Annotated in this window: 23 protein-coding genes; 9 read left to right on the top strand and 14 right to left on the bottom strand. The window is 70.1% G+C overall.

Going from position 1 to position 26124, the window contains the following annotated elements; genetic code table 11:
* Positions 1 to 46: 46 nt before the first annotated feature.
* The 6 genes from IE302_RS02680 to IE302_RS02655 form a co-directional block, all read right to left on the bottom strand.
* Positions 47 to 1447 (bottom strand): pyridoxal phosphate-dependent decarboxylase family protein, encoded by a 1401-nt coding sequence (locus tag IE302_RS02680; RefSeq protein WP_191251379.1) that lies wholly within the window; start codon positions 1445 to 1447, stop codon positions 47 to 49.
* The gene (locus tag IE302_RS02675) at positions 1444 to 2748 is read right to left on the bottom strand and encodes an MFS transporter (RefSeq protein WP_191251377.1); all 1305 of its coding nucleotides are present in this window, start codon (positions 2746 to 2748) and stop codon (positions 1444 to 1446) included. The genes IE302_RS02680 and IE302_RS02675 overlap by 4 nt, the downstream gene beginning before the upstream one ends.
* Positions 2749 to 2782: 34 nt before the next feature.
* Positions 2783 to 3742 carry a sphingomyelin phosphodiesterase gene (locus IE302_RS02670; RefSeq protein WP_191251375.1) on the bottom strand — a complete coding sequence of 320 codons (960 nt, stop codon included), beginning with the start codon at positions 3740 to 3742 and terminating at the stop codon, positions 2783 to 2785.
* Between the two features lie 17 nt (positions 3743 to 3759).
* The gene (locus tag IE302_RS02665) at positions 3760 to 5775 is read right to left on the bottom strand and encodes a neutral/alkaline ceramidase (RefSeq protein WP_191251373.1); all 2016 of its coding nucleotides are present in this window, start codon (positions 5773 to 5775) and stop codon (positions 3760 to 3762) included.
* A 117-nt stretch (positions 5776 to 5892) separates the two neighbouring features.
* Positions 5893 to 6918 (bottom strand): LLM class F420-dependent oxidoreductase, encoded by a 1026-nt coding sequence (locus IE302_RS02660; RefSeq protein ID WP_191251371.1) that lies wholly within the window; start codon positions 6916 to 6918, stop codon positions 5893 to 5895.
* A 12-nt stretch (positions 6919 to 6930) separates the two neighbouring features.
* Positions 6931 to 7851 (bottom strand): oxygenase MpaB family protein, encoded by a 921-nt coding sequence (locus IE302_RS02655; RefSeq protein ID WP_191251369.1) that lies wholly within the window; start codon positions 7849 to 7851, stop codon positions 6931 to 6933.
* A 90-nt stretch (positions 7852 to 7941) separates the two neighbouring features.
* Between IE302_RS02655 and IE302_RS02650 the strand changes: the two genes are divergently transcribed.
* A complete protein-coding gene (locus tag IE302_RS02650; RefSeq protein WP_191251367.1) occupies positions 7942 to 8535 on the top strand; it encodes a TetR/AcrR family transcriptional regulator in 594 nt (197 codons plus the stop codon).
* Here IE302_RS02650 and dmpG read toward each other — a convergent pair.
* A complete protein-coding gene (gene dmpG / locus IE302_RS02645; protein ID WP_191251365.1) occupies positions 8526 to 9560 on the bottom strand; it encodes a 4-hydroxy-2-oxovalerate aldolase in 1035 nt (344 codons plus the stop codon). The two genes, IE302_RS02650 and dmpG, sit on opposite strands and share 10 nt — an antisense overlap.
* Entirely contained in the window at positions 9557 to 10459 is a 903-nt protein-coding gene (locus IE302_RS02640; protein ID WP_191251363.1) for an acetaldehyde dehydrogenase (acetylating), read from the bottom strand. The genes dmpG and IE302_RS02640 overlap by 4 nt, the downstream gene beginning before the upstream one ends.
* 41 nt (positions 10460 to 10500) lie before the next feature.
* Between IE302_RS02640 and IE302_RS02635 the strand changes: the two genes are divergently transcribed.
* From IE302_RS02635 to IE302_RS02620, 4 genes are all read left to right on the top strand, one after another.
* A complete protein-coding gene (locus IE302_RS02635; RefSeq protein ID WP_191251361.1) occupies positions 10501 to 11268 on the top strand; it encodes an IclR family transcriptional regulator in 768 nt (255 codons plus the stop codon).
* A 110-nt stretch (positions 11269 to 11378) separates the two neighbouring features.
* Positions 11379 to 13169, top strand: coding sequence for a glycosyltransferase family protein (locus IE302_RS02630; protein WP_191251359.1), 1791 nt, complete (start codon positions 11379 to 11381; stop codon positions 13167 to 13169).
* 24 nt (positions 13170 to 13193) lie between these two features.
* Positions 13194 to 14027 (top strand): DUF4397 domain-containing protein, encoded by an 834-nt coding sequence (locus IE302_RS02625; RefSeq protein WP_191251357.1) that lies wholly within the window; start codon positions 13194 to 13196, stop codon positions 14025 to 14027.
* Positions 14028 to 14118: 91 nt separating this feature from the next.
* The gene (locus tag IE302_RS02620; protein WP_229907559.1) at positions 14119 to 14601 is read left to right on the top strand and encodes a class F sortase; all 483 of its coding nucleotides are present in this window, start codon (positions 14119 to 14121) and stop codon (positions 14599 to 14601) included.
* On the opposite strand, the gene IE302_RS02615 is transcribed toward IE302_RS02620, so the two are convergent.
* The 3 genes from IE302_RS02615 to IE302_RS02605 all read right to left on the bottom strand — a co-directional run bounded on the left by IE302_RS02615 (position 14584) and on the right by IE302_RS02605 (position 17291).
* On the bottom strand, positions 14584 to 15693 hold the full coding sequence (locus IE302_RS02615; RefSeq protein ID WP_191251353.1) for an LLM class flavin-dependent oxidoreductase: 1110 nt from the start codon (positions 15691 to 15693) through the stop codon (positions 14584 to 14586). The two genes, IE302_RS02620 and IE302_RS02615, sit on opposite strands and share 18 nt — an antisense overlap.
* A 348-nt stretch (positions 15694 to 16041) precedes the next feature.
* Positions 16042 to 16752, bottom strand: coding sequence for an MBL fold metallo-hydrolase (locus IE302_RS02610; protein WP_191251351.1), 711 nt, complete (start codon positions 16750 to 16752; stop codon positions 16042 to 16044).
* Positions 16753 to 16769: 17 nt separating this feature from the next.
* Positions 16770 to 17291, bottom strand: coding sequence for a DinB family protein (locus tag IE302_RS02605; RefSeq protein ID WP_191251349.1), 522 nt, complete (start codon positions 17289 to 17291; stop codon positions 16770 to 16772).
* A 41-nt stretch (positions 17292 to 17332) separates the two neighbouring features.
* Here IE302_RS02605 and IE302_RS02600 point away from each other — a divergent pair, with 41 nt between their 5' ends.
* Positions 17333 to 18184, top strand: a complete 852-nt coding sequence (locus IE302_RS02600) for a DMT family transporter (protein ID WP_191251347.1) — start codon at positions 17333 to 17335, stop codon at positions 18182 to 18184.
* On the opposite strand, the gene IE302_RS02595 is transcribed toward IE302_RS02600, so the two are convergent.
* A complete protein-coding gene (locus IE302_RS02595) occupies positions 18165 to 19202 on the bottom strand; it encodes a FecCD family ABC transporter permease (protein WP_191251345.1) in 1038 nt (345 codons plus the stop codon). The two genes, IE302_RS02600 and IE302_RS02595, sit on opposite strands and share 20 nt — an antisense overlap.
* A gap of 23 nt (positions 19203 to 19225) precedes the next feature.
* Positions 19226 to 20269 carry a FecCD family ABC transporter permease gene (locus IE302_RS02590; RefSeq protein ID WP_191251343.1) on the bottom strand — a complete coding sequence of 348 codons (1044 nt, stop codon included), beginning with the start codon at positions 20267 to 20269 and terminating at the stop codon, positions 19226 to 19228.
* 92 nt (positions 20270 to 20361) lie between these two features.
* On the opposite strand from IE302_RS02590, the gene IE302_RS02585 reads away from it, so the two are divergent.
* The 3 genes from IE302_RS02585 (at position 20362) to IE302_RS02575 (ending at position 24991) form a co-directional block, all read left to right on the top strand.
* Positions 20362 to 22038, top strand: a complete 1677-nt coding sequence (locus IE302_RS02585; RefSeq protein WP_191251341.1) for an ABC transporter ATP-binding protein — start codon at positions 20362 to 20364, stop codon at positions 22036 to 22038.
* Positions 22035 to 23792: an ABC transporter ATP-binding protein gene (locus IE302_RS02580; protein WP_191251339.1), complete on the top strand. Its 1758-nt coding sequence runs from the start codon at positions 22035 to 22037 to the stop codon at positions 23790 to 23792. The genes IE302_RS02585 and IE302_RS02580 overlap by 4 nt, the downstream gene beginning before the upstream one ends.
* 113 nt (positions 23793 to 23905) lie before the next feature.
* Positions 23906 to 24991: an iron-siderophore ABC transporter substrate-binding protein gene (locus IE302_RS02575; protein ID WP_191251337.1), complete on the top strand. Its 1086-nt coding sequence runs from the start codon at positions 23906 to 23908 to the stop codon at positions 24989 to 24991.
* A gap of 76 nt (positions 24992 to 25067) precedes the next feature.
* On the opposite strand, the gene IE302_RS02570 is transcribed toward IE302_RS02575, so the two are convergent.
* Entirely contained in the window at positions 25068 to 26090 is a 1023-nt protein-coding gene (locus IE302_RS02570) for a metallophosphoesterase family protein (protein ID WP_191253047.1), read from the bottom strand.
* Between the last annotated feature and the right edge of the window lie 34 nt (positions 26091 to 26124).

Raw genomic sequence — 26124 nt, 5'->3', positions numbered from 1 at the left:
TTGCCATAACTTTGTATAGCAACCGACTGATTGCGTCAAGGCCGGTTCAGGAAGCCGTGTACAGCGCGCCGAGGAATTCCAGCAACAGCCGCTCCCGCAACGGACCGGGAGCCGTGGCCAGCAGGGCGTTGATCTCCGCCATCCGGGTGGGCAGGCCCGCGTCACCGCCGAGGCCCGCAGCCGCCAGCAATCCGGCGAACTGCTCCGGCGTCAACGTCGCTGGGTCCAGCGCGGCGACGAATTCGGCCACCTGCGGGTCGACGACGACAGGTCCGGATTTCCGTGCGGCCTCGACCGACGCGGCGAGATCGACCAGGAACTCCTGCTCACTTCCCCGGTTCGCGGCCGTCACGGTCAGGTGCAGGTTGGCGGGCGACGTCTCGTGCGCGAACTGCGGCTGCACGTACCAGCCCCGTTCCCGCATCTCGTCCGCCACCGTGAACAGGTCGAAGCCGGCACCGTGGTCCACGGTGAACGCGAGCAGGGTCGACACCGGATCACCGAGGACGCGGAGGCCGTCCAGCGCTTCGATCCCGGCGCGGATCTCCACCGCCGCCTCGCGCGCGGCCGCGGCCAGCTTCGCGTAGCCCTCGTCGCCGACATGACGCACGACCGCCCACGCCGCGGCGAGCGGACCACCGGATCGGGTGCTCTGGAGCGTGGTGTTCAGCATCGTGTAGCCGGGCCAGTCCGCGCTGGCGAAGTACTGTGGCCGGCGCAGCGCGGCGTCGGCGTGCAGGAGAACCGACACGCCTTTCGGGCAGTACGCGTATTTGTGCAGGTCCACCGAGACGCTGGTGACACCGGGGACATCGAAGCCGAACGGGCCGGGCTCCAGGTACGGCAGCACCCAGCCGCCGATGCAGGCGTCGACGTGGAACCGGACGCCGTCCAGCAGCGCCGCGATCTCCGCGATCGGGTCGAGGACGCCGTGGGCGTACGACGGCGCGCTGGCCACGACGAGGACCGTGCTGTCGTCGACCGCCGAGGCCATCGCCTCGGGCACGGCGCGGAAGGTGACCGGATCGACCGGCACCGGCACCGCGCGGACACCGAAGAAATGCGCTGCCTTGTGGAAAGCGGCGTGCGCTGTCGTGGGCAGCACGATGTTCGGCGAAGACACGTCGGGACGCGCGTCGCGGGCGGCGAGGACCGCGAGCATGCACGATTCCGTGCCGCCCGAGGTCACCGAACCGACCGTCTCCGCCGTACCGCCCAGCAGGCGCGCGGCGGTGCCGACGAGGTCGTTCTCCATCCGCAGCAGGCTGGGGAACGCCGTCGGGTCGAGACCGTTGGCCGACGACGCCAGCGCGTGCGCCGCCGCCCCGAGTTCGTCCACTTCGGACAGACCGCTGTCGTAGACGTACGCGAGCGTCCGGCCACCGTGCGTCGGCAGGTCGCCCGCGCGCAGGTCCCGCAACTCCGCCAGGACGTCCTCGGCGGTCACGACCGGCGCTCCAGCACGGACTTCCGCAGCAGCGGAATGCCGAACAGGATCAGCACCGCCGGGAGGATCGACGCGCCGAGCAGGATCGCCGTCAGGGCGCTGTCCGGTTGCGCCGCGCCCGGGGCGAGGCTCGACTGGTAGTCGCCGAACTGCAGGACCAGGCCCCAGATACCCGGGCCGAGCGCGAGCCCCAGGGTCTCCGACGCCGTCCAGACCCCGGCCGCCACACCGGCCCTGGTCTCGCCGGTCCGCTCCTCCTCGTCACTGATCAGGTCCGGCAGGATCGCCAGCGGGAACACCGAGATCCCCGCGTAGCCGACACCGCAGAAGGCGACGAACACCATCGTGACGGGGAGCCCGAACAGTTTGGCGCCCAGCAGGCCGAGAAGACCGATGCCGAACGCGGCGGTGGCGAGCCGGAACCCGACCAGCTTCCCCACACTGGCACCGAGTTTCGGCCATAGCGGCATGGTCAGCAGCGCCGGGCCGACGAAGCCGACGAACAGCAGCGTCGAGTAGCCGGAGCTGCCGAGGATCCGCTCGGCGAAGTACGGGATCGCGGCCAGTACCGTGCCGATGCCGAGCGCCTGGACGAAGTAGACCCCGAGCAGCCAGCGGAACGGCCGCCACTGCGCGAGCGTCCGCAGCAGTTCGCGCGGGCTCACCGTGTTCGGCCGCAGCGCGCCGACCGGGGCGTCCTTCAGTCCGAAGTACACGCCGAGGGTGGCCAGCAGGATGATCACGGCGATGAACACGCCCATGACGCGGTAGCCCGCGATGCCGCCGACGGCCTCGGTGATCGCGGGCGCGCCGCCGCCGCAGATCAGGATGGCGACCGCGAGGAAGCCGATCCGGATACTGGTCAGTTTCGTGCGTTCGTCCGCCGAGTCGGTCAGTTCGGCGGGCAGCGCGTTGAACGGCACCTGGAAGAACGCGTACGCGGTGGCGCACAACAGGAACACGACGACGACGTAGATCGCGTCGGGAACCGGGCCGCCGAAGCCCGGGTGCGCGAACAGGGCCGCGAAGAGGATCGAGACACCGATGCCGCCGAAGAGCAGGAACCGGCGGCGGCTGCCGGTGCGGACCATGTCCGCGTCCGACAGCCTGCCCGCGATCGGGTTGAACAGCACGTCCCAGGCCTTGGGCACGAACACGATCACCCCGGCGACGCCCGCCGCGACGCCCATCGTGTCGGTGAGGTACTTCAGGAGGAGCAGGCCGGGAACCGTGCCGAAGGGGCCGGTGACGAACGAGCCGAGCGAGTAGCGGTACCTCGTCCGTGCTGGCAGGGCTGCCATGATCCTCCTCGAGGCGATTCTCCCGATGAAGGCCTCAGTATTGGATCTTGGCCACCACCGGGTAGTGGTCGGAGGGAATCGTGCCACCGTCGTGATGCACGAGCTGTACCGGGCCGACAGCGGCGAGTGGACGGCCGCCCGCGCGCACCGCGCCGACGTAGTCCAGCGAGTCGCGATAGGTCGCCGGAACGGACTTCGCGGCATTCGGGTTCGTCGCCGCGTCGAAGGTGTAGGCGCCCTCGCCGGTCGTGCGGAGGACGCCGCCGAGGAAGGCTTCACCCTGCTGGACCTGGGTCCGGCCGAGGGAATCCTTGCGCCCCTGCCCCGCCCAGTACTCGATGTTCAGGTCGCCGGCGATGACGACCGGCTCGGCCGCGGGCGCGTATTTCGTGACCAGGTCCCGGATCTCGCCGAGTTGCGCCATCCGGACGTCGTGCGCCTTCGGCAGCGTCTCCGGTCCCTCGTCGGCCTGCATGTGGGTGCCCGCGATCCAGAGCGGCTTGCCGTTCACGACCAGCCGGGCGAGCGCGGCACCCTTGTTGGACAGGTAGTCCGCGGTGCCCGAGTAGGAATTGCGGAAGACCAGCTGGTGCTGTTCGGTCACCGGTGCCTTGCTCAGCACGGTGACACCGCCGTTGACCACGACGGGCGAATTCGAGCAGTTCCCGTTCACCGTCGTCCAGCCCGGCGACGTCTTGCAGTACTGGCCGACGAGCGGAGTCTGGTACGGCCAGACGTCCTTCAGCCGGTTCCGCATCTCCTCGGCCTGGGCGCTGAACGCCTCGTCGAGGACGACGACGTCCGCGTCGTTCGCGCGGATGACGTCCTCGGCGGCGCGGGCCCTGGCCTGCTTGTCCGAGGTGTTCGGGCTGGCGATCCAAGGCAGCTGCCAGATGTTGAACGCCATGACCTTCACCGAGACCGCCGCTTGGGCGGGGACGGCGGTTCCGGCGAACAGGGCGGCGGCGATGGCGACCACGGCGAGCTTCCGCACGAAAGACCTTTCCGGTGTCAGGAGACGACGAACGTCCGCGAGGTTCCGCTGAACGCGGAGATCGCCCCGTTCCAGCCGTTCTTCCAGTTGCCGAAGTGGACCACGCGATATTTGCCGATCGGGGCGTTCGCGGGGATCTTCCAGTGGACGACGGCTTTCGATTCGGCGACGAAGGTCCGCGCCCAGTGGTACTTGGTGTCCCAGTCTCCGTCGTCGGCGTGCCGGACCCACTTGCCGTCCACCAGCCGCTGGATCTCCAGGAACGTGCCGCCGCGCCGGAGGTCGTTCTTCGGATGCCCGGTGACGAACTCGACCGCGACCTGCTCGCCGCGCGCGTAGGTGCTCTTCGCGTCGACCGTGACGTCACCGAAGTTCTTGAACGCGGGCGCGCTGTCGAAGACCACCCCGGGCTGGAAGTTGATCAGCTTGCCGCGCAGATCCCGCGGCGTGGGCCCGTGCGGGACGGTCTTCCCGGCCTTCATCGCGGCCGCGAGCTTCGCGAACTCCTGCTGATACGCCGGAAGCGTGTAGCGGCCGTAAAGGGTCGACGCGCCTTCGTACTGCTGCGAGTCGTACTCCTCGGGCGTGGTGACGTACTGGCTGTAGGCGTTGGAGTAGCCCTGGACGAGCACGTTCTCCAGCGGGACACCGAGTTCGCCCGCGACGGTCCGGCGCAGCCGCAGCCCGGAGACGATGGTCAGCTCGGCGGGCACGGCCACCAGGTGCAGCTGTCCGATCCGGACGATCTGCAGGGGCAAGACCTCCGGCGTCCACGGGTACGGCTTCATCGCGCCGAACGGCACCGCGATCACCTTCGGCGCGTGCGCGTCGGCGAGTGCCTGCGGGATCGGCGCGTCGATGCCGCCGAGCCAGTCGATGAACGGGTTCTTCACGCCTTCCGGGAGCGGCAGGCCGGGTCCGTCCTCGCGGCTGCCCGCCAGCATCGACACCCCGATCGCGGCCGTGCAGGTGCGCTGCGGCCGCCCGTTCGGGGTGTACTTCGCGTCGACGGCCACATCGGACATGTCCACGTAGCACATGCGGTGGTCGACGCCGCCTGTCACGGCTTCGGCCGCGGCGTCGAAGGCGCTCTTCGCCGCGCGGAACTGGAGATCGCCGATGGTGCGGGTGTTCTCGAACTCCGTCTCCGGTGTCCCCGGCGAAAGGTTCAGGTTCGGGCTCATGTCGCCGGTGTTGGTCTGCGGGAACGCGGCGACGAACCGCGGGTTCCCGTCGAGGTAGCGCACACCGGCGTGGTCGTGTTCCCACTCGTAGGCGGCGTACCCCTTGTTGTCGCCGCTGATCAGGTGGTTGCCGTTGCTCATGGACGTGCCGTGCGTGGCGAACCAGCTGATCGCGCCGACGTCGACACCGTTCTGGCTGAACCGCAGCACCGTGACGGCCGGGTCGATCGCCTGCGGGAAGTGGTCCTTGTCGGCCTGCGGGTTCAGCTCGAAGGCCTTGCGGGAGCGGTTGACGCTCGCTTTGGTGAGTTCCGCGCGGCCGAGCCGGATCGACCCGGGCGCGAGGTTCGCGTGCGCCCGGCTGATGGCTTCGAAGATCCCGTCGACGACGGCGTCGTAGACCTCCTGCTGGAAGCCGAGGATCGCCAGGTCGTAGGCGGCGTAGTGGGAGTCGCCGCCGCACGCGGAGTGGGTGTGCGTGGCGTTGAGGAGCACGTTCTGCTCGGTGTAGAGATCGCCGTACGCGGCTTGGAGCTTGCGCATGACGCCCTGGTGGACGGACTGGAACAGCGCGCCGAGGTCGGCGGTGACGAAGGCGATCCGCTTGGCGCCGTCGTCGACCACGAAGGCCCGCGCCCGGGTGCGGAGGTGGATGCCGGCGGTCTGCTGCTGCGGCATCGAGTAGCCCATCATGCCGTTCTCGGCGGCCGGGCCGGTGACGTCGGAGAGGCCGGCGCCGACGCGGAAACCCTTCACGGGCGCCGCTTGCGCTTGCTGGGCGCCGAGCACACCCGCCGCGACGGGCAAGGCCGCCGCACCCGCGAGAACCCGCCTCCGGCTCACCGTCATGAGTCGCACCTCCCGGCCACGAACATGAACCGACTTCATGTTCGTGGCCGGGACGCTACGTGATGGGCCTCACCCTCGCAACCTACGAACGCATTCAGAGGACTAAATGCGGAGTTTCTACGAGAGGGTCTCGGCGACCTTCGTGAGCGTCGCCGCGTCGCCTCGCAGAAGCAGCGTCGTCACCACGGTCTCCTCCCACTTGCCCAGCTCGTCACGGATCTTTTCCGGAGGTCCGATCAGCGAGGTGTCCTCGACCAGCGACGTCGGGATCGCGGCGGTCGCCTCGTCCTTGCGGCCGGCCAGGTAGAGCTCCTGGACCTTGTCGGCGACGTCCTCGTAGCCCATGCGAGCGAAGACGTCGTGGTGGAAGTTCACCGATTTCGCGCCCATACCGCCGATGTAGAGCGCCAGCGACGGCTTGATCCAGCTCGCGGCCTCTTCGACGTCGTCGTGGACGAGCACCGGGACCGACGCGGCGACCTCGAAGTCGCCGAAACCGTGCCGGGCACCGGGACGCGAGAAGCCCTCCTGCAACGCCGTCCGGTAGAACGCGTCGCTCTTGGGCGAGAAGAACAGCGGGAGCCAGCCGTCGCAGATCTCCGCCGACAGCGCCACGTTCTTCGGCCCCTCGGCGGCGAGGAAGATCGGGATCTCCTTGCGGAACGGGTGCACTGTGGACTTCAGCGCCTTGCCCAGCCCCGTCCCGCCCCGCAGCGGCAGCTGGAAGTGCTGCCCGTCGTGGGTCACCGGCGCCTCACGCGCGACGACCTGACGCACGATGTCGACGTACTCGCGGGTGCGCGCCAGCGGTTTCGGATACGGCTGCCCGTACCAGCCCTCGACCACCTGCGGCCCGGACGCGCCGAGCCCGAGCACGAACCGGCCACCGGACAGGTGGTCCAGGGTCAGCGCGTGCATACCCGTCGCGGTCGGGGTGCGCGCCGACATCTGGACGATGTTGGTGCCGAGCTTGATCCGGCTCGTCGACGCGCCCCACCAGGCGAGCGGGGTGAACGCGTCCGAACCGTAGCCCTCGGCGGTCCACACGGAGTCGAAGCCGAGTTCTTCGGCGCGCAGCACCGCGTCCAGCGCGCCTTCGGGCGGGGCGGAGGACCAGTAACCGAGGTGGTAACCAAGCTTCATCGACACTCCTGATCAGACGTTCGGTGAGTAGTGCTCCGGTTTGCCCCGCTCCGAAAGCGGCGGAAGGTTCCTCGCGGGAGTCTCGACCAACGGCGCGTCCGGGGCCAGTTCGCCACGCTCGCGACGCCAGCCCGCCCTGGCGCGGGGGTGATAACGACGGTCTCGCGGGACCAGCTTGAAAGCCGCGTTGATCAGCTTTCCGGCCCGCCGGTGCCGTCGTTCGTCGCGTTCGGTCCAGGTGTAGCCGAGCCGTTCGCGGATCGGCGGGTCGTACAACCCGACGGTCAGCCAGACGAAGTTCCGCGCCACCTGCCCGCGCACGAGGTTCCACGCGAAGTCCGGCAGCCACGGCAGGAAATGCGGCTTCGCGATGTCCTTGATCTCCAGGACGTCGCGCGTGGCCTTGTTGTCCTCCAGGACGTCCTCGCACATGCGCTTCCAGTACAGCTGGAAGTCCTCCCACGACTCCGGCACCGGGCGCATGCTCATGCCGTACATCTCGTACCACTGCACGTGCTCGTCGAACAGCTTCCGCTTCTCGGCCTCGCCGATGCCGCCGACGAAGTTGTCGGCGATGAGGATGGCGCTCATGAAGAACGTCGAGTGCGCCCAGTAGAAGGTGTCCGGGTTGAGCGCGTGATAGCGCCGCCCGTGTTTGTCGACGCCCTTGATCCGATCGTGGTAGCCGCGCACCTCCAGCGCGGTCGCCTGCGCGCGCGGGCCGTCGTAGATGACTCCCCCGATCGGGTACAGCGAACGGAACAGCCGCTGCCAGCGCTCCTCGAAGAAGCGCGAGTGCTCCTCGACGCCCGCGCCCAGCTCGGGGTGCATGTTCTGCATGGATCCGGCCCAGAGGGCGATGAGCAGCCCTCGCCAATCGCCGAAGTACTTCCAGGTCAGCGAATCCGGTCCCAGCGGCCGCGGCTGTGTCATCCCCGGTCTCCTCAATGAGCTGGTTAAATTGACCACAACTGTTGTCAGGTTAAAGTTGACAACAGCCGTAGTCAACAAGAGGAGCCGATCATGGCCGGCCGCAGCTGGGCAGGCACGACCCTGGACGACCGCAAGGCCGCGCGGCGGGAACAGCTCGTCGAGGCGGGGCTCGACCTGCTGGGCACCCAGGGCAGCGCCGGGGTGAGCGTTCGCGCGGTGTGCCGTCACGCCAAGCTGACGGAGCGGTACTTCTACGAGAGTTTCGCCGACCGTGAGGAACTGGTCGTCGCGGTCTACGAGCACATCGGCGAGCAGGCCCGGCAGGCCCTGGTCGACGCCGTCAGCGACACGGCCGAACCCGCCGAACGGGCGAAGGCCGCCGTCCGCGCGTTCGTCGGACTGATGCTCGACGACCCGCGCAAGGGCCGCGTCCTCCTGCTCGCGCCGATCACCGACCCCGCGCTGACCACCCGCGGGATCGCGCTCCTCCCCTCCTTCGCCGAACTGGTCAGCGGACAGCTGTCCCACGGCGACGCGGCGGAACGGCAGATGACCTCGATCGGGCTGGTAGGCGCGCTGAGCAACGTGTTCATCGCCTACCTCGACGGCTCGCTCAAGGTGAGCCGCGACCGCCTGATCGACCATTGCGTCCGCCTCGTGCTCGGGGCCGACCGTCAAGCCTGAGCGCGTTCGGCGACCAGTTGCAGGGCGATGTCGATGATCATGTCCTCCTGGCCGCCCACGTATTTCGCGGCGCCGACGCGGTAGAGGATTTCGTGCGCCGGGACGTCGTAGCGCTCGGCGGCGCGCTCCGCGTGCAGCAGGAAACTGGAGTACACGCCCGCGAAGCCCTGCACGATCGACGACCGGTCCATCACCGGCAGCCGCGTGATGTAAGGCTTCACGACGTTCTCGGCCGCGTCCATCAGGACGTCCTTGTCGACGCCGGTGCGGATCCCGAGCCGTTCGAACGTCGCCGCGAGGACCTCGGTCGGCGAGTTGCCCGCACCGGCGCCGAGCGCCACGAGCGAACCGTCGATCTGCCGGGCACCGGCCCGGTAGGCGAGTACCGAGTTGGCGACGCCGAAGCTCAGGTTCTGGTGACCGTGGTAGCCGACCTGCGCCTCGTCACCGAATTCCGCCACGAGCGCGGCGACGCGTTCGCCCGCGTCCTCCAGGATCAGCGCCCCGGCCGAGTCGACGACGTACACGCACTGGCAGCCCGCGTCGACCATGATCCGGCCCTGCTTCGCGAGCGCCTCCGGCGTCGACATATGGGACAGCATCAGGAAACCGACCGTCTCCAGCCCGAGCTCCCGCGCCGCGCCGAAATGCTGGACGGACACGTCGGCCTCGGTGCAGTGGGTCGCGATCCGGACCGCGCCCGCGCCGAGATCGGCCGCCACCTTCAGATCGCCGACCGTGCCGAGGCCGGGAAGGAGCAGCACCGCGATCTTCGAGCGCCGCGCCTCGTCGACCGCCGCGGCGATCAGCTTCCGCTCGTCGACCAGCGAGAACCCGTAGTTGAACGTCGAGCCGCCGAGCCCGTCGCCGTGGCTGACCTCGATCAGCGAGACGCCGCCGTCGTCCAATGCCCGGACGGTGTCGCGGACGTTCTTCTCGGTGAACTGGTGCGCCATCGCATGGCTGCCGTCGCGCAGGCTGGTGTCGACCAGCCGGACCTCACGGTCGATCTCGTCCCACTTCACGCCGCCACCTCCTGGGTCGCCAGCAGCTCGCCGACGCGGGCGGCCGCGGCCGTCATGATGTCGAGGTTCCCGGCGTACTTCGGCAGGAAGTCCCCGTTGCCGGCGACCTCCAGGAACACCGCGACCCGCGCCTGCCCGCTCCAACCCGGCCGGGGAGGGTCGAACTGCGGATCCGCTTTGAGCGTGTAGCCCGGCACGTAACCCTGAACCGTTTCGACCATCCGGTGGATGGATTCGGTCACCGCGTCGAAGTCCGCGTCCGGGTCGATCGCGCAGAACACCGTGTCCCGCATGATCATCGGCGGCTCGACGGGGTTGATGATGATGATCGCCTTGCCGCGGCTCGCTCCCCCGACGAGCTCGATCCCGCGCGCCGTCGTCGCGGTGAACTCGTCGATGTTCGCGCGGGTGCCCGGGCCTGCCGAGCGCGAGGAGACGGACGCGACGATCTCGGCGTAAGGCACCGGCGTCACCCGGGACACCGCGTGCACGATCGGGATCGTGGCCTGGCCGCCGCAGGTGATGAGGTTGACGTTCGGCACGTCGAGCCGTTCGGGCAGGCCGACGGCGGGGCAGGTGAACGGGCCGACCGCGGCCGGGGTCAGGTCGATCGCGCGGATCCCGGCGGCGGAGTAGCGCGGTGCGTTCGCCAGATGCGCCTTCGCCGAGGTCGCTTCGAAGACCAGGTCCGGCAGCTCGTCGCGGGACAGCAGCCAGTCGACGCCGCCGGCGGAGGTCTCCAGTCCCAGCTCGGCCGCCTTGGCCAGCCCGTCCGATTCGGGGTCCACGCCGACCATGTACCGCACCTCGACGTGATCGCTGCGCCTCAGCTTCGCGAGCAGGTCGGTGCCGATGTTCCCGGGACCGACGATCGCGGCCACCGCTTTCCGTTGCGCCATGTCAGGTGACGCTCCCCGAGCGGATAGGGCACACTCAACTCATGCGTGCCGCTGGGCGGAACGACGACCCGGAACGAACCGGAGCGGACGGCCTCGTGGCCGCCCGTGTCACCGCGCTGCTCTCCGCCTTCCGTCCCGGCGACGACGCGCTCGGCGTTTCCGAGCTCTCACGGCGGACCGGACTGGCGAAGTCGACCGTCCACCGGCTCACCGGGCACCTGGTCGCGACCGGACTGCTCGAACGCGAAGGAGCGGCGCTGCGGCTCGGGCTGAAACTGTTCGAGATCGGCCAGCTGGCGGTACGGCGCCGCGGCCTGGTCGAGGCCGCGCGTCCGTATCTCGCCGATCTCCGTGAGGCGACCAGGAACACCGTGCATCTCGCGGTCCTCGAAGGCACCGAGGTCGTCTATCTCGACATTCTGCGGGGTCCCGACGCGCCGTCGCTGCCGTCCCGGATAGGCGGCCGTTTTCCCGCGCACGCCACCGGTGTCGGAAAGGCGATTCTCGCGTTCTCGCCGGAATCCGTGGTGACCCAGGTGATCGACGCGGGATTGCCCAGGGTCAGCGTCCGGACGATCACCGCCGCCGGTCTGCTGCGCCGTCAGCTCGCCAAGGTCCGCGAAGACGGAATCGCTTTGGAGCGGGAAGAATCCGGTGTCGGTGTCGTCTGCGCCGCGAGCCCCTTGCTGGACTCCCAAGGCGTCGCGGTGGCGGCCTTGTCGATCTCCGGCTGGGCCAATCGCATGCACACCAACAGGGTCGCACCCGCGGTGCGGACCGCGGCCTTGGCGTTGTCCCGCACTTTGTAAATAATTCTCCGTTGTTTTATCGCGCGATGGAAACGCGCGGCTTCACGAGATCAAAAGAATGTCGTCAATTCAGCCGTGGTCACGGCGGATTTTCGAGCTAGGCTTTGACGGTGGTCCCCGTCGAGGTCAACGGCCGTCGCTTGGTCGGGGCGGCCGCCATCCGTCTGCTGTCGATCGACGTCGTCCTCACGCTCCTCGTGATCACGGGCGGCGCGCGTGTCATCAATCTGGCTTCGCCGACGCCGTCTCCCGCCACCGAACCGGCGACCGTCGCGCACGTGTTCGCCCTGAGCCACCTCACTTCCTTCACCGACACGGGCGTCACCGGGACGTCGCCGTTCGGCTGGGCCCAGCTCGCCGGGTACGCGCTGATCTCGCGGGCGTTCGAGCGCACCACCGTCCCGGTCACGGCGGTCCGGGAGACGATGGTGCTCGCGGCGGTGCTGTGCGCGGTGCTGCTGTGGCTGCTGGCGCGGCGGCTGGGCCTGCCGTTCTGGGCGGCGACGCTGGCCGTGGTGCTGATGGCGGTCTCACCGCTGGCGATCGGACTGCAGCGGGTGGTGCTCGTCGAGCATCTCGCGGTCACCTGGGTGCTGGCCGCGCTCGTCCTCGTCGCGACACCGCGCGTGCGGGCACGGCCATGGCATGACGTCCTCGCCGCGTCGTGTCTCCTCGCCGCCGTCCTCACGTCACCCTTGGCCTTGCTGGCCCTGCCGGCGGCGGGCTGGCTGCTCGCCCGGCGGCGGGAGTCGTCCCGGGTCGCGTTCACCGCCGTGGTCTTCACGCTCGGTCTCGGCGTCGCGTTCGGACCGGCCGGTCCGGTCTTGCGTCCGGAGCTGCCCGAGCCGGGGCCGCCGGGTATCGCCGCGTGGGTCGCGTTGGACCCCGTGTTCGTCGTGCTGTCGATGGTCGCGGTCGTCGCCGGGATGGTCCTGCCCCGGACGCGTCCGCTCGCCGTGTCGGCCCTGGTGATCGCGGCGGTCCTCGCTTTCCCCGCGATCCCCGTCGAACTCCCGCTCGCGCTGCTGATCCCGCTGACACCGCTGCTCGTCGGCGAGGTCGCGGCCACGGTCGCGGCGGGCAGGCGGCCCGCGGGACACCGCCTGAGCCCGGCACGCCGTCCCGTTTCGGCCGTCGTGCTGGCCACGGTGCTGACCCTCATCTCCGTCGCGGGCTGGGCGCACGGGTTCGACCGGCTGGGCCCCGGTTCGTCCGGCGGGACCGCACTCTCCCAGGCGCGGGAGTGGTTGCAGGACAACGCTTCCGGTGCCGTCGTCCTGGTCGACGACGCGAGCTGGACCGAGCTCGCCGCGGACGGCTGGCCGACCGGGTCGCTGATCCCGATCGGCTCGTGCGCGGTCTCCTGCGCCCTCCCGGAATGGGCCGTGCTGACCGCTTCCGGACAGCGCGACCGATCCCGCTTCCCCGCCGCGTCGGCGATTCTCGCCGGTACGACGAAGGTCGCGGTCTTCGGCTCCGTCACGGTGTCCCGCTTCGGTGACCCCAAGGATTCGCCCGGCGAGACCGAGGAATCCGGAGCGCGTTCCCGCGCCGGTGCCGCTTTGGCGGCGTCGGCGCAGATCCGGTGCGAAGGACGCACCCGCGACCTGCTGACCGCGGGCAAGGTCGATCCCCGCCTGATCGCGACCATCGCCGCGCTAGCCACCCTCCGCCCGGTCCGGCTGGTCGACTTTCCTTCCGTGCCCAGCGAAGCCGCCGCCGAGCAGCCACTGCGCCACTTGGTCGTCTCCAGTGGCGACGAAGCCGCCGTCGCCGACTTCTTCACCGGCCAGCGCGGCACGTTCCAGCCCGCGTCCGTCACCCGGGTGCGGGACGGAGTGCTCGTGACGTACCCGTTGTTCCCTCCGTCTGGACTGCTCACGCCGTTCTCGTCACCCTGAATCCCGGCAACGAAAGGTCCCGCCATGCGTCTGCTCACGATCCTGCTGAGACCCGCCGGCGTGCTCGCCGCCGCTTTGCTGCTGCTCGGTGGTCCGGCGCTCGCCGCGCACGCGGCACCCGGCCCCGGTGTCGGCTGGATCCGCGTCGGGCACCTCTCCCCCAAGGTCCCGCCGGTCGACATCTACTTCGCCGCCTTCGGCAAGCCCGAGAAGGTCGTCATCCGCAAAGCAGGCTACGGCGCGGTGACCCCGTACTCCTCGGTGGCTCCCGGCGCATACACGGTTTCGATGCGTCCCGCCGACGCCGCCGCGTCCTCGCCGCCCGCGCTGAGCGCGACGATCGAGATCAAGGAGGCGAGCGCGTACTCGATGCTGGTGTTCGCGAACGGTCCCGGTGGCGGTCTGCGAGGTGATCTGGTCCAGGACGATCTGTCGGCGCCGTCCGCCGGGAACGGACGGGTGCGCGTCGTCCAGGGTTCGGCCGCGCTGACACCGGTGAACGTCACCGGACCGGACGGGAAACCCGTGGCGAGCGGTGCCGCGTACGGCCTCACGACGCCGTACACCGATCTCCCCGAAGGCCGCTGGCCACTGAAGCTGACCTCCGGCGGCACCACTTCGGAGTCCACAGTGGACATCAAGGCCGGGTCGACGACCAGTCTGCTGGTGACCGAGAACGGCACCGGGCTGAAGACCGAGGCGATCGCCGACGGCGCCACCCTGCCGGACCCGCCGAAACTCGGCGTCGAGACCGGTGGTGGCGGGACCGCGCCGGAATCGGTGCCGTGGTGGCTTCTCGTGCTCCCGGTCGCGCTCGCTTTCCTGGTGCTCGTGCGGCGCACCGCCCGTGATCGCTAAGCGCGCGGTTTTTGTCCTTTTAGGACTCGTAGCGCTCACAGCCTGCGCCCCGGCTGTTCCCGCTCCGGCCGGGGCGGTCGCACCACCGGCCGTGTCCGGCCCGCTTCCGCTCCCGGCCAGGGCGAAGGTGTCGCCGGTCCGGCTGACCATTCCGGCGATCGGTCTCGACCAGGCGGGCCTGGTCCCGCTCGCCCTCGGCGCGGCGGGCGAACTCCAGGCGCCCGGTTGGTTCTCCGACATCGGCTGGTACGAGAACGGCCCGGTGCCGGGCGATCCCGGCCCCGCCGTCCTCGCCGCGCACGTCGACTCGCGCTCGGGGCCGGCGCCGTTCTTCCGGCTGCGCGAACTGCGGTCCGGCGACGAGGTGCGAGTCGTGCGGTCCGACGGCGCCGACGTCGTGTTCCGGGTCGACTCGGTCCAGCGCTACCCGAAGAACGAGTTCCCGACGCGGGCCGTCTACGGGCCGGCGCCAGGAAGCGCGCTCCGGTTGATCACATGCGGCGGAAGCTTCGACACGGCGAAACGGTCCTATCGGGACAACGTCGTCGTGTACGCCTCACAGCGCTGGGACTAGCCCGCGGCGCGCCAGCTCCGGCCGGACACCCTCGCCGAACCAGTACGCCTCCTCCAGATGCGGATATCCGGAGAGGACGAACTCCTCGATGCCGTGCGCGTGGTACTCCTCGATGAGGTCGGCGACCTCGCGGTGGCTGCCGACCAGGGCCGTGCCCGCGCCACCGCGCACCAGGCCGATGCCCGCCCACAGGTTCGGGTGGATCTCCAGACCGCGGACGCCGCCGTCGGTCTTCCCGCCGTGCAGTGCCGCCATCCGTTGCTGGCCAACGGATTCACTGGCGGACAGCTGCTTCTGCGTGTGGGCGATCCGCTCGGGATCGATCGCTTCCAGCAGTTTTCCCGCCTCCGCCCACGCTTCGGCCGACGTGTCGCGGGACAGGGTGTGCAGCCGGATGCCGAAGCGGACCTTCCGGCCTTGTTCCTCGGCGAGTTCGCGGACCTTGGCGATCTTCTCGGCGACCTGCGCGGGCGGCTCTCCCCAGGTCAGGTAGACGTCGGCGTGCTTCGCCGCGATCGGCAGCGCCGCCGGGGACGAGCCACCGAAGTAGATCGGCGGCAACGGATCGGGCGCCGCACGCGTGGTCGCGCCCTCGACCTTGAGATGCTCGCCGTCGTAGTCGAACGGCTTGCCGCTCCACACCCCGCGCACGATTTCGAGGAACTCGCCGGTGCGGGCGTAGCGCTGGTCGTGGTCGTGCCAGTCGCCGAACCTGCGCTGCTCGACCGCGTCGCCGCCGGTGACGACGTTGAGCAGCACTCGGCCTTGCGAGAGCCGCTGGAAGGTCCCGGCCATCTGCGCGGCCAGCGTCGGAGAGACCGTCCCGGGCCGGAACGCGACCAGGAACTTGAGGCTTCTCGTCTCCCGGATCAGCGCCGCCGTCGTCAGCCACGCGTCCTCGCACCAGGTCCCGGTCGGTGTCAGGACCCCTTCGAACCCGTTGGCCTCGGCGGCGCGGGCGACCTGCGCGAGGTAGTCGAGGCTCGGCTCACGCGCGGCGGACGCCCCGGCGGCCCGGCTGGCGTGGAAGTGCTCCACGATCGTGCGGCCGTCGCCGGTGGTGGGCAGGAACCAATGCAGCTTGAGCGTCACGGTTCCGAGCTTCGGCTTCCCGGGCGGGCCGGGTCAATCGCCGGCCCTCGCTTCCCGCGATCTGGACACCTCCGCATTCAGAGGACTAAATGCGGAGGTGTCGAGTCCCGCGCTGCGGGCGCAGGTTGTGAAAGCCACTTTCGCAACGTTGAAGGTTGCGAAAGTGGCTTTCACAACACGGGGTGGTTCGCCGGACCGCGCCGGGTCGGTCCCTGCGCCCCCACTCGAGTAAATGAAGGCCCCTTCCTTGCGCCTATCGCAAGGAAGGGGGCCTTCATGTACTTCTCAAGGTGTGAGGGTCGAGTTCGGGGCCAACGCAATTAGTCCTCTAAATGCGGAGGTGTCGAGTCAGCCGCCGAACATCAGCCGCCATTCGTCCAGCGACTTCGGCCGGAACACGAAGTTCGTGTCCTTCACCCGCGACAGGTTCGCCGACGGCTCGGCAGAGTACTGGTGCCCCGGGTAGACGACCGGATCCCCGTCGAGCCCGGCCAGCCATTGCAGGCTCCGGTAGATCGCCTCCGCGTCGCCGCCGGGGAAATCGGTCCGGCCACAGCCTTCGAGGAACAGCGTGTCGCCCGAGACGAGCCGTCCGTCGACCAGGAAGCACTGGCTGCCCGGGGTGTGTCCCGGCGTGTGCAGCAACCGGATCGGCACCGCGCCGACCTCGAGGACGTCGTCGTGCTCGTGCGAACGCAGGTCGGTTCCGGAGACACCGGTGATGCGGCGGACCCACTCCGCCTCGGCGCCGTTGACGTGGATCGGCACCTGCTCACGTTCCAGCAGTTCCGCGATCCCCGGCAGCGAGAAGCCCATCATCTCGCCGCCGACGTGGTCCGGATGGTGGTGCGTGGCGAGGACACCGGTCAGCCGCATGCCGTCGGCTTCCAGCAGGTCCAGCAGATCGCCGACGGCGTACGCCGGGTCGACGACGACCGCCTCGTTCGTCTCCCGGTCGCCGATCAGATAGGCGAAGTTGACCATCTGCGTCGCGACGGGATCCCCCACCGCGAAGTCACGGCCCGCGAGCAACTGCCGGAAGTACAGCCTGTCAGCCATGCGGACACCTTACGGCCCTATTCACCGGTCGTGCCGTCGGCCAGCTCCCGCAGGATGTCCAGATGCCCGGTGTGCCGCGCGGTCTCCTGCAACACGTGCGCGAGCACCCACCGGACGGTGAACTTCCCCGACCGGCGCGCCCGATCGTCCGGCGAGACCCCGGCCAGCGACGACTCCGACAACGCCCACTCCGCGCGGTACGCCGCCACGACCGAACGCGGGTCGTCGTCCTCGGTCAGATCCCAGCTCGGATCCGGTGAGCCTTCCCACAGGGACGGCAGATCGGCGCCGCCCGCTTCGATCGAGAGCCACCAGCGCTCGACCGCGGTCAGATGCTTGAGCAGTCCCAGCGCGCTCATCCGAGGGGACGACGGCAGCGGTGTCGCGGCGGCCTGTTCCCTGGTCAGCCCGGCGACCTTGTTCACCGCGGTGGCGCGGAGGAAACGCAGGAAGTCCCACTGGATCCCGGCTTCGTCCTCGGCGATCCCGTCCGGCCAGGCCCGGTCCACCGGCTCGGCACTCGAACTCGTGTTCGACATCCGGCCACTCTACACATCGGACAGGACTAGGCTGACGCTTCATGTGGTGGGGACTGATTTGCGCGCTCTTCGCGGCCTGTGCGTACGGCGTCGCTTCGGTGATGCAGGCGATAGCGGCGAAGGCGACTTCAGGCACCGAAGACCGCGTCGATCCCCGGCTTCTCGTGCGGGTGCTGCGGCAGTGGAAGTTCGTCGCCGGCCTGGCACTGGACGTCGTCGGGTTCGTCGCCCAGGTCGCCGCGCTACGGGTGCTGCCGCTGTTCGTGGTCCAGGCAGCGCTGGCGGGGAGCCTCGCCGTCACCGCGGTCGCCGCGCGGGTGCTCGGCGTCCGGCTGGGCCGTCGCGAGTGGACCGCGGTCGCGGTCGTCTGCGCCGGGCTCGCCCTGCTCGGGATGTCGGCCGAAAGCGAAGGCTCCGACGCGACCGGGCTCGGGTTCCGGCTCGTGCTGGTCGGCGCGGTGGTCGTCCTCGGCACGGCCGGGATGTTCGCCGGCCGCGCGTCGCGGCGGATCCGGACACCGGCGCTGGGCCTGATCGCCGGACTGTGTTTCGGCGTGGTCGCCCTGTCCGGCCGGGTGCTCACCAGCCTCGCCCCGCTGGACCTGCTGACCGACCCGGCCACGTACACCCTCGGCGTGGCGGGCGCGCTCGCGATGTTGTTCTACGCCACCGCGCTGCAACGCGGCAGTGTCACCACCTCGACCGCGATGATGGTGATCGGCGAGACCGTCTTCCCTTCCCTGATCGGGGTTCTCGTCCTGGGCGACACCACGCGGCCCGGGTTCGCCGCCGTGGCGGCGGTCGGCTTCGTGCTCGCGGTCTCGGCGGCGCTGGCGCTCGCCCGCTTCGGCGAGCCCGCCCCGATCGAGCCGGTCAGCGCGCCGCTCGGCTGACCCCGCGCCGGGACACCAGCAGCCAGGCCAGGTACAGCCCGCCGATCGCCCCGGTCACGAGACCGACCGGCAGGCCGGCGAGGAACTGCTGGGTGATCAGATCGCTCGTCACCAGCAGGAGCATGCCCATCAGCGCGGCCGCGGCGAGCCCCGGTCCCGAGGACCGCGTGAGCCGTTTCGCCAGCTGAGGCGCGGCGAGGGCGAGGAAGGCGATCGGACCGGCGGCCGCCGTCGCGATCGAGCACAGCCCGACGCTGACGCCGAGCAGCACGATCCGGCTCCGCTGGACCGGCACGCCGAGCCCCATGGCCGAGTCGTCCCCCATCTCCAGCAGGGAAAGCCTTCTGCCGTAGACGAAGGCGGGCGGGACCAGGACGGCGATGGCGATCGCGACCGGGACGACGTGCTCCCAGCCGCGCCCGTTGAGGCCGCCGACCAGCCACGCCTGCGCCGCCAGCCCGTCCTGGTGGGCGGCCCGGGTGATCAGGTACGAGTTGAACGCGATGAGCATCGCGTTCACCCCGATCCCGACGAGGATCAGCCGGAAGGTGTGCACGCCGCCCTTGAACGCGAGCAGCGCGATGAGTGCCGCTGTCACGACCCCGCCGACGAGCGCGCCGAACGAGACCTGGAGCATCCCGCCGTGCACGACGATGATCGTCAGCAGCGCACCGGCGGCCGCGCCTTCGGTGAAGCCGATGAAGTCGGGGCTGCCCAACGGGTTCCCGGACAGGCTCTGCAGGATCGCGCCGCTGACCGCGAGCGCGCCGCCGACCAGCAGCGCGGTCAGCAGCCGCGGCAGCCGCAGCGTGGTCACGATGAACTCGGTGGCCCGGTCGCCGAAGCCGAACAACGTCTGGATGACCTCGCCGACGCTCAGCGGGTAGTCGCCGGTGGTCATGCTGACCGCGCCGACGAAGAACACGGCCACGGCCAGCAGCACGACGACGATCGCCGCCCGCGGGGTGACGCGCAGGGACAGTCCCCCGCCCGGGGTGCGCAGGACGCGGGTGGTCATCGGCGGGCGCTCCTTGGTCGTGGTCACAGCCGGGCCAGCTTCCTGCGGCGGCACAGCGCGATGAACACCGGTGCCCCGAGGAACGCGACGACGATGCCCGCCTGCAGTTCCTCCGGCGGGTTCAGCACGCGGCCGACGATGTCGGCGCCGATCAGGGCAATCGGCGCGAGCAGCATCGAGTACGGCAGGACCCAGCGCTGATCGGGGCCGACCAGCATGCGGGCGGCGTGCGGCACGGCGAGCCCCAGGAACAGGACCGGACCGATCGCCGCGGTGCCCGCGCCGCAGAGCAGCATCACCACGATCGCGCCGAGCACGCGGGTGCGGCCGACGTGGGCGCCGAGCGCCTTGCCGGTCTGGTCGCCGAGCGCGAGGACGTTGAGCGGGCGGGCGAGCAGCAGCGCGATGATCACGCCGATCACCACGAACGGCGAGATCTGCAGGAACACGTCCCATTTCCGGCCGCTGAGCGAGCCGACGTTCCAGAACCGGAACTGGTTGAACGTCTCGGGCATCAGCAGCAGCACGCCGACGATGTACGCCTGGAGCACCGCCATGACGGCCGAACCGGCGAGCACGAGGCGGTCCGGTGTGGCGCTGCGGCCCGCCGAGCCGAGGACGTACACCACGACCGAGGCGATCGCCGCGCCCGCGAAGGCGAACCAGATGTAGCCGAGCACGCTCGTGACGCCGGCGAACGCGATCCCCGAGACGACCGCGGCCGCGGCGCCGGTGTTGACCCCGAGCAGACCGGGATCGGCGAGCGGATTCCGGGTCAACGCCTGCATCACCGCGCCCGCGAGGCCCAGCGCCGCGCCGACGACGAGACCGAGCAGGGTCCGCGGGATGCGGAGGTCGTGGATGATCACCGCGTCGGTCGAGCCGTCGTTGTGCCACAGCACCGACCAGGTGGAGGTGAAGGGGATGCTCTTCGACCCCACCCAGATGCTGAGCAGGAACACGAGCGCCAGCAGGGCGAGCCCGAGCACCAGACCGCCTGCTCGGAACGTCCGAGCCGCCGCGCTCGGCGGGGACGCCGCGGCGGGCGCGCGTTCGGTGACGACCACAGGACCCTCCTTGTGAATGAGGCGCCGGAGTTCACCTCAACGAGCTATCAACTTAGACTAGCCTTACCTACGGAAACGAACGGGAGGCGCCGGTGCCCGCAACGGCCACCACCAGCCGGAGCGTCCTGCGCCAGGCGATCTCCGGACAGCGACGGCAGGTCACGCTCGCGTCCGTGCTCGCCGCCGGGCATCAGGGCGGCGAAGCACTCGTCCCGGTGATCATCGGCGTGGTCATCGACCAGGCCGTCGCCGGCGGTTCGGCGGGCACGCTCGTGCTCTGGCTCGCCGTGCTCGGCGTGGTCTTCGCCGGACTGTCCTACAGCTACCGGTTCGCCGCGCGAGCGGCCGAAGGCGCCTCGCTCCGGGCGGCGCACGATCTGCGCATCGCGATCAGCCGACGCGTCCTGCATCCCGGAGGCGGCGCCGAAAACGGCAAGCTGGCGGGCGAGCTGGTCAACATCGGCACCAGTGACGCGCAACGGGTCGGGGTCGTGAACGCGGTACTGCCGTTCGGGATCGCCGCCCTCGCCGGGGTCCTGGTCAGCGCCGTCGCCCTGCTGCGCATCTCGCTGCCACTGGGTCTCCTCGTCCTTCTCGGCACGCCGCCGCTGCTGTACCTCGCGCACCTCATCGGCAAGCCGCTGGAACGCCGCAGCGAGGCCGAACAGGAGCGCTCCGCGCACGCTTCGGGCGTCGCCACGGATCTGGTCTCCGGCCTGCGGGTGCTCAAGGGCATCGGCGCCGAACCGGCCGCGGTCGCCCGTTATCGCGACACGAGCCAAAACTCGCTCAAGGCGACCTTGCGCGCCGCGCGGGCCAAGGCCTGGCACGACGGCGCGGTGCTCGCGTTGACCGGGATCTTCATCGCGATCGTCGCCCTCGTCGGCGGCAACCTCGCGTCGTCGGGCTCCATCAGCGTCGGCGACCTCGTCGCGGCCGTGGGGCTCGCCCAGTTCCTGCTCACCCCGTTCCTGATCTTCTCGTGGGTCAACGGCGAACTGGCGCAGGGCCGCGCGTCGGCGTCCCGGGTCGCCGACCTGCTGACCACTCCGGCGGCGGTCGAAGCGGGCGACGGCGAACTCCCGTCCCCCGCCACCGGGAACGTCCGGCTGACCGAGGTCTCGTACGGCAGCCTTCGCGGTGTCGACCTCGACATCCCCGCCGGTCAGCTGATCGGCGTCGTCGCCGCCGATCCGGCGGCCGCGACCGATCTGCTCGACTGCCTCGGCCGCGCGGGTGATCCCACCAAGGGCAAGGTCCACGTCGACGGCATCGATCTGTCCACTGTGGACCCCGACCGGGTACGGGAGGTCGTCCTGGTCGCCGCGCACGACGCCGATCTGTTCGAAGGGACGCTGGCGGAGAACGTGGGGCCCGCCCCGGACGAGGCGCTGGTCGCGGCGGCGGCGGACGAGGTCGCGGAGGCGCTGCCGGACGGCACCGGGACCACGGTCACCGAGCGCGGACGTTCACTCTCCGGCGGCCAGCGGCAGCGCGTCGCCCTCGCCCGCGCGCTCGCCGCGGACGCGCCGGTGCTGGTCGTCCACGACCCGACGACGGCGGTGGACACGGTGACCGAGGCGAGGATCGCCACCGGGCTCGCCCGGCTACGACGAGGACGGACCACGATCCTGGTGACCACGAGTCCCGCCCTGCTCGCCGTGACCGATCGCGTCGTCGTCCTAGACGACGGCCGGGTCACGACCGAGGGCAGTCACGCCGCACTCGCGCACGAGCGCGCCGACTACCGCGCGACGGTGCTGTCATGACCCGTGAGCTCCTCCCCACCGCCGACGGCAAGCGGATCCGCGCCGTCCTCGGCGAACTGCTCAGTACCTCGAAGGCCCGGGCCGCCGGAGCGCTCCTGACCCTCGTCGGCGCGACCGCGATCGGGCTGCTCACCGCCCGCCTGCTCGGCCATATCGTCGACCTCGTCATCGAGAAGAGGCCCGCGGCCGAACTGGCCACCCCCGTGGTGGGGCTGGTCCTGGTCGCCGTCGCGCAGGCGATCGCGACGGCGGTGGGTGTCTCGCTGACCGCGAGGCTCGGCGAGACACTGCTGGCCGAGCTGCGCGAACGGTTCGTCGACCGGGCGCTGAGTCTCCCGCTGGAGCAGGTCGAACGCGCGGGCTCCGGCGACCTGACCGCCCGGGTCACCAACGACGTCACGGTGGTCGCGAGAGCGGTCCGCGACGCCTTGCCCGAACTGGGCCGCTCGGCGCTCACCATCGTGCTGACCCTCGGCGCGCTCGCCGTCATCGACTGGCGGTTCCTCCTGGCGGCGCTGCTGGCGACGCCGATCCAGTTGCACACCGTGCGCTGGTACGTCCGCAACGCCGTCCCGCTGTACGCGAAGCAACGGATCGCGACGGGTTCGCAGCAGCAGCAACTACTCGACACGATCGGCGGGGCGAAGACCGTCCGCGCGTTCCGGCTCGCCGACGCCCACGTGGAGCGGGTCCGGCAGCGGTCCGAGGGCGCGATGGACCTCATGCTGCGCGGGGTCCGGCTGATGACGAAGTTCTTCGCCCGGCTCAACCTCGCCGAGTTCATCGGCCTCTCGGCCGTGCTCGCGGCCGGTTTCCTGCTGGTGGGCGCCGACGCGGTGACCGTCGGCGCGGCGACCGCGGCGGCGTTGTACTTCCACAGCCTGTTCGGTCCGATCAACACCGCGCTGGCGCTGGTGGACGACGCGCAGGCGGCCGCCGCGAGCCTCGCCCGGCTGATCGGTGTCGCCGATCTGCCCGCGCCGCGCGAACCCGAGCGGCCCGCGAAACCCCTTGACGCCTCGGTGAAGGCGGCTGGGATCTCCCATTCCTATGTGGACGGACATCCGGTGCTGCGCGACGTCGACCTGAGTCTCTCCCCCGGCGAGCGGGTCGCGCTCGTCGGCGCGAGCGGTGCCGGGAAGACGACGCTGGCCAAGCTGATCGCCGGGATCCACACCCCGGGCTCCGGCACGATCTCCGTCGGCGGGGTGCCGCTCGACGAACTCGGGCCGTCCGCCACCCGGCAGGCGGTCGCGCTGATCAGCCAGGAGGTGCACGTCTTCGCCGGTTCGCTGGCGGACGACCTGCGGCTCGCCCGGCCCGGCGCGTCCGACGCGGAACTGCTGGCTGCGCTGGAAAAGGTCGGCGCGCGCGGCTGGGCGGAGGCGCTGGGCGAAGGCCTGGCGACCGTCGTCGGCGAAGGCGGGCATCAGCTGACCGTCACCCAGTCCCAGCAGCTGGCACTGGCCAGGCTGGTGCTGGCGGATCCGCCGATCGCGATCCTCGACGAGGCCACCGCCGAAGCCGGGAGCGCGGGTGCGAAGACCCTCGAAGCCGGCGCGGCCGCCGCACTAGAGGGCCGGACCGGTCTCGTCGTCGCGCACCGGCTGACGCAGGCGGCCGCCTCGGACCGGGTCGTCGTGCTCGACGCGGGCAAGGTCGTCGAGAGCGGGACGCACGACGAACTCGTCGCCTCCGGCGGTCGGTACGCAACGCTTTGGGCGGCCTGGTCGGACAACCGTTCACAGACGTGACCCTGGACGCAGCGGCACCGGTTGCAATCGGCCGTTCAGCGTCTTAGGTTAGGCAAACCTGAATCTCGATTAATCCGGCATTTCGCCGGATCGCCGATCATGAAGGACGGATGATGGCCCGAATCCCCACCCTCTCCGCCGTGCGCGGGCGCCTGAAGACCGCCGGTGTGCTGGCGTCCGCCCTGGTGCTGGCCGCCTCGCTCACCGCGTGCGGAGGAGGCGGCGAGTCGGCCACCCCGGCCGCGCAGAACTCCGCCGGCTCGGCGGTCGACGCGAACGCGTTCCCGACCACGATCGAGCACAAGTACGGCAGCACCACCATCACCCAGGAGCCCAAGCGCGTCGTCACGGTCGGCCTGACCGAGCAGGACGCGCTGCTCGCCCTCGGCGTGGTCCCGGTCGGTGTCACCGAATGGCTCGGCAAGTTCCCCGGCACCATCGCCCCGTGGGCGACCGACAAGCTCGGCGGCGCCCAGCTGCCCGAGGTCCTCAAGGACGTCGACGGGCCGCAGTACGAGAAGATCGCCGCGCTGAAGCCGGATCTGATCATCGCGCTGTACTCGGGTCTCACCAAGGAGCAGTACGACAAACTGGGCCAGATCGGCGTCCCGGTCGTCGCGCAGCCCAAGGAGTACAACGACTACGGCATCCCGTGGCAGGAGGCGACCAAGAAGGTCGGCCAGGCCGTCGGGCGCGCGACCAAGGCCAACGAACTGGTCAAGGGCGTCGAGGACAAGTTCGCCCAGGTCCGCAAGGAGCACCCGGAGTTCGAGGGCAAGTCGGCCCTGATGGCGTCGACCTACGAGGGCTACTTCGTCTACGGCAGCCAGGACCCGCGCTCGCGGATCCTCCAGTCGCTCGGCTTCAAGCTGCCCGCCGACCTCGACGCCGCCATCGGCGACAAGTTCGGCAAGAGCCTCAGTGCGGAGCGGACCGACCTGCTCGACCGCGACGCGCTCGTGTGGCTCATCGACACCCCGGCCAAGGCGCAGGAGATCCTGGGCAAGGACGCGCTGTACACCGGCCTGAAGGTGGCGAAGGAGAAGCGCGAGGTCTTCATCGAGAACGAAGGCACCTATGGCAGCGCGGTCTCGTTCGTGACCGTGCTGAGCCTGCCTTACGTGATCGACCGGATCGTCCCGCAGCTCACCGCGGCGGTCGACGGCGACCCGAAGACCGAGGTCAAACCGGCCAACTGAGCCCAGCCGAAGTACCTGAAGGCCCCCTTCCTTGCGCCTATCGCAAGGAAGGGGGCCTTCAGGTACTTCAGGTCGGTCAGTGCGGGAATCCCCAGGAGTCGTGCAGGGGAACGGTGATCTGCTTGAGCCAGGTCTTGGTGGTGAAGTCCCGGGCCTTGATGATCACCGAGCCGGGCGAGACCTCGACCTGCAGCCCCTGGTTGAACGCGCCGCCGAGCGACACTTCCCCGCCCTTGCCGTCGTCCGTCCAGCCGGTCTGGACGGCGGCGGTGTTGACCACCGTGAACCCTTCGAGATTGCCGGTACCCGGCACCACCCGGCGGACGACCCAGTCCGACAGGTTCAGGTCCCAGTGCGTGTGCCCGGAGAACAGGAACACGTCCTTGTAGCGGCCGAGGATCGACAGCAGCCTGTCGGGCTGGAGGTAGTCGGACCGGTAGAGCTTGTTGTGCGTACCGGAAACGGTGTTGGGCAGCGGGTGGTGGGTCAGCACCATCACCGGGCTGCGCCGGACCGACCAGTACCGCAGCCGCTGCTCCAGCCAGGTGAACTGCCGGTCGCTCATCCAGACCTCGTCCCACAGCTTGGGGTCGTGGTACTTGGCGTACCGCTCGGTGCCGAGGCAGAGCACCGGCACCCCGCCGAACGACGTCTCGTTGTAGACGGTGTTGCGGCCCGCGAACCGGTAGAAACTGCGGAACAGCGAGTCCTCGGTCGTCCCGTTGGGCCAGGTCTCCTGGGCGAGCGTGTCGGGATCCCGCCATTTCGGGACGTAGAACTCGTGGTTGCCGATGGCCCAGGCGATCTGACGCGGATGCGGGTGCTTGTCGAAGGTCTGGCGAAGCTGGGCGTACTCGAAGTCGTAGCCGCGCGGGGTGAGGTCACCCGCGATGCCGAGTCCCGCACTGCCCGGGTTGATCGCGTGCAGATCGTCGAGCGCGCTGCCGAAGTCGGTGAGATCGCCCTGGATGTCACTGATGATGTTGAACCGGACGACAGGCCACTGCGGACCCCACTTCGCTTGCGCCTGGGGCTGCTGCGCCTCCGCCTGACCCGGCAGCATCGCCGCCCCTGCCGCCGCGCCTCCGGCGGTCACCATGAAAGCTCTTCGATCCATAACGCGAACCGTACTC

It is taken from the genome of Amycolatopsis oliviviridis (assembly GCF_014654365.1).
In the GTDB taxonomy this organism is placed as follows: domain Bacteria; phylum Actinomycetota; class Actinomycetes; order Mycobacteriales; family Pseudonocardiaceae; genus Amycolatopsis; species Amycolatopsis oliviviridis.
This window is presented reverse-complemented; position numbering and strand designations above follow the sequence as displayed.

Bases quoted from the DNA above. Each gene is read 5' to 3' on its own strand.
- IE302_RS02640 (WP_191251363.1), bottom strand. From the start codon at position 10,459: ATGGCGCAACGGAAAGCGGTGGCCGCGATCGTCGGTCCCGGGAACATC.
- IE302_RS02600 (WP_191251347.1), top strand. From the start codon at position 17,333: ATGTGGTGGGGACTGATTTGCGCGCTCTTCGCGGCCTGTGCGTACGGC.
- IE302_RS02610 (WP_191251351.1), bottom strand. From the start codon at position 16,752: ATGGCTGACAGGCTGTACTTCCGGCAGTTGCTCGCGGGCCGTGACTTC.
- IE302_RS02595 (WP_191251345.1), bottom strand. From the start codon at position 19,202: ATGACCACCCGCGTCCTGCGCACCCCGGGCGGGGGACTGTCCCTGCGC.
- IE302_RS02580 (WP_191251339.1), top strand. From the start codon at position 22,035: ATGACCCGTGAGCTCCTCCCCACCGCCGACGGCAAGCGGATCCGCGCC.
- IE302_RS02570 (WP_191253047.1), bottom strand. From the start codon at position 26,090: ATGGTGACCGCCGGAGGCGCGGCGGCAGGGGCGGCGATGCTGCCGGGT.
- IE302_RS02625 (WP_191251357.1), top strand. From the start codon at position 13,194: ATGCGTCTGCTCACGATCCTGCTGAGACCCGCCGGCGTGCTCGCCGCC.
- IE302_RS02635 (WP_191251361.1), top strand. From the start codon at position 10,501: ATGCGTGCCGCTGGGCGGAACGACGACCCGGAACGAACCGGAGCGGAC.
- IE302_RS02665 (WP_191251373.1), bottom strand. From the start codon at position 5,775: ATGACGGTGAGCCGGAGGCGGGTTCTCGCGGGTGCGGCGGCCTTGCCC.
- IE302_RS02605 (WP_191251349.1), bottom strand. From the start codon at position 17,291: ATGTCGAACACGAGTTCGAGTGCCGAGCCGGTGGACCGGGCCTGGCCG.
- IE302_RS02655 (WP_191251369.1), bottom strand. From the start codon at position 7,851: ATGACACAGCCGCGGCCGCTGGGACCGGATTCGCTGACCTGGAAGTAC.
- IE302_RS02675 (WP_191251377.1), bottom strand. From the start codon at position 2,748: ATGGCAGCCCTGCCAGCACGGACGAGGTACCGCTACTCGCTCGGCTCG.
- IE302_RS02650 (WP_191251367.1), top strand. From the start codon at position 7,942: ATGGCCGGCCGCAGCTGGGCAGGCACGACCCTGGACGACCGCAAGGCC.
- IE302_RS02575 (WP_191251337.1), top strand. From the start codon at position 23,906: ATGGCCCGAATCCCCACCCTCTCCGCCGTGCGCGGGCGCCTGAAGACC.
- IE302_RS02660 (WP_191251371.1), bottom strand. From the start codon at position 6,918: ATGAAGCTTGGTTACCACCTCGGTTACTGGTCCTCCGCCCCGCCCGAA.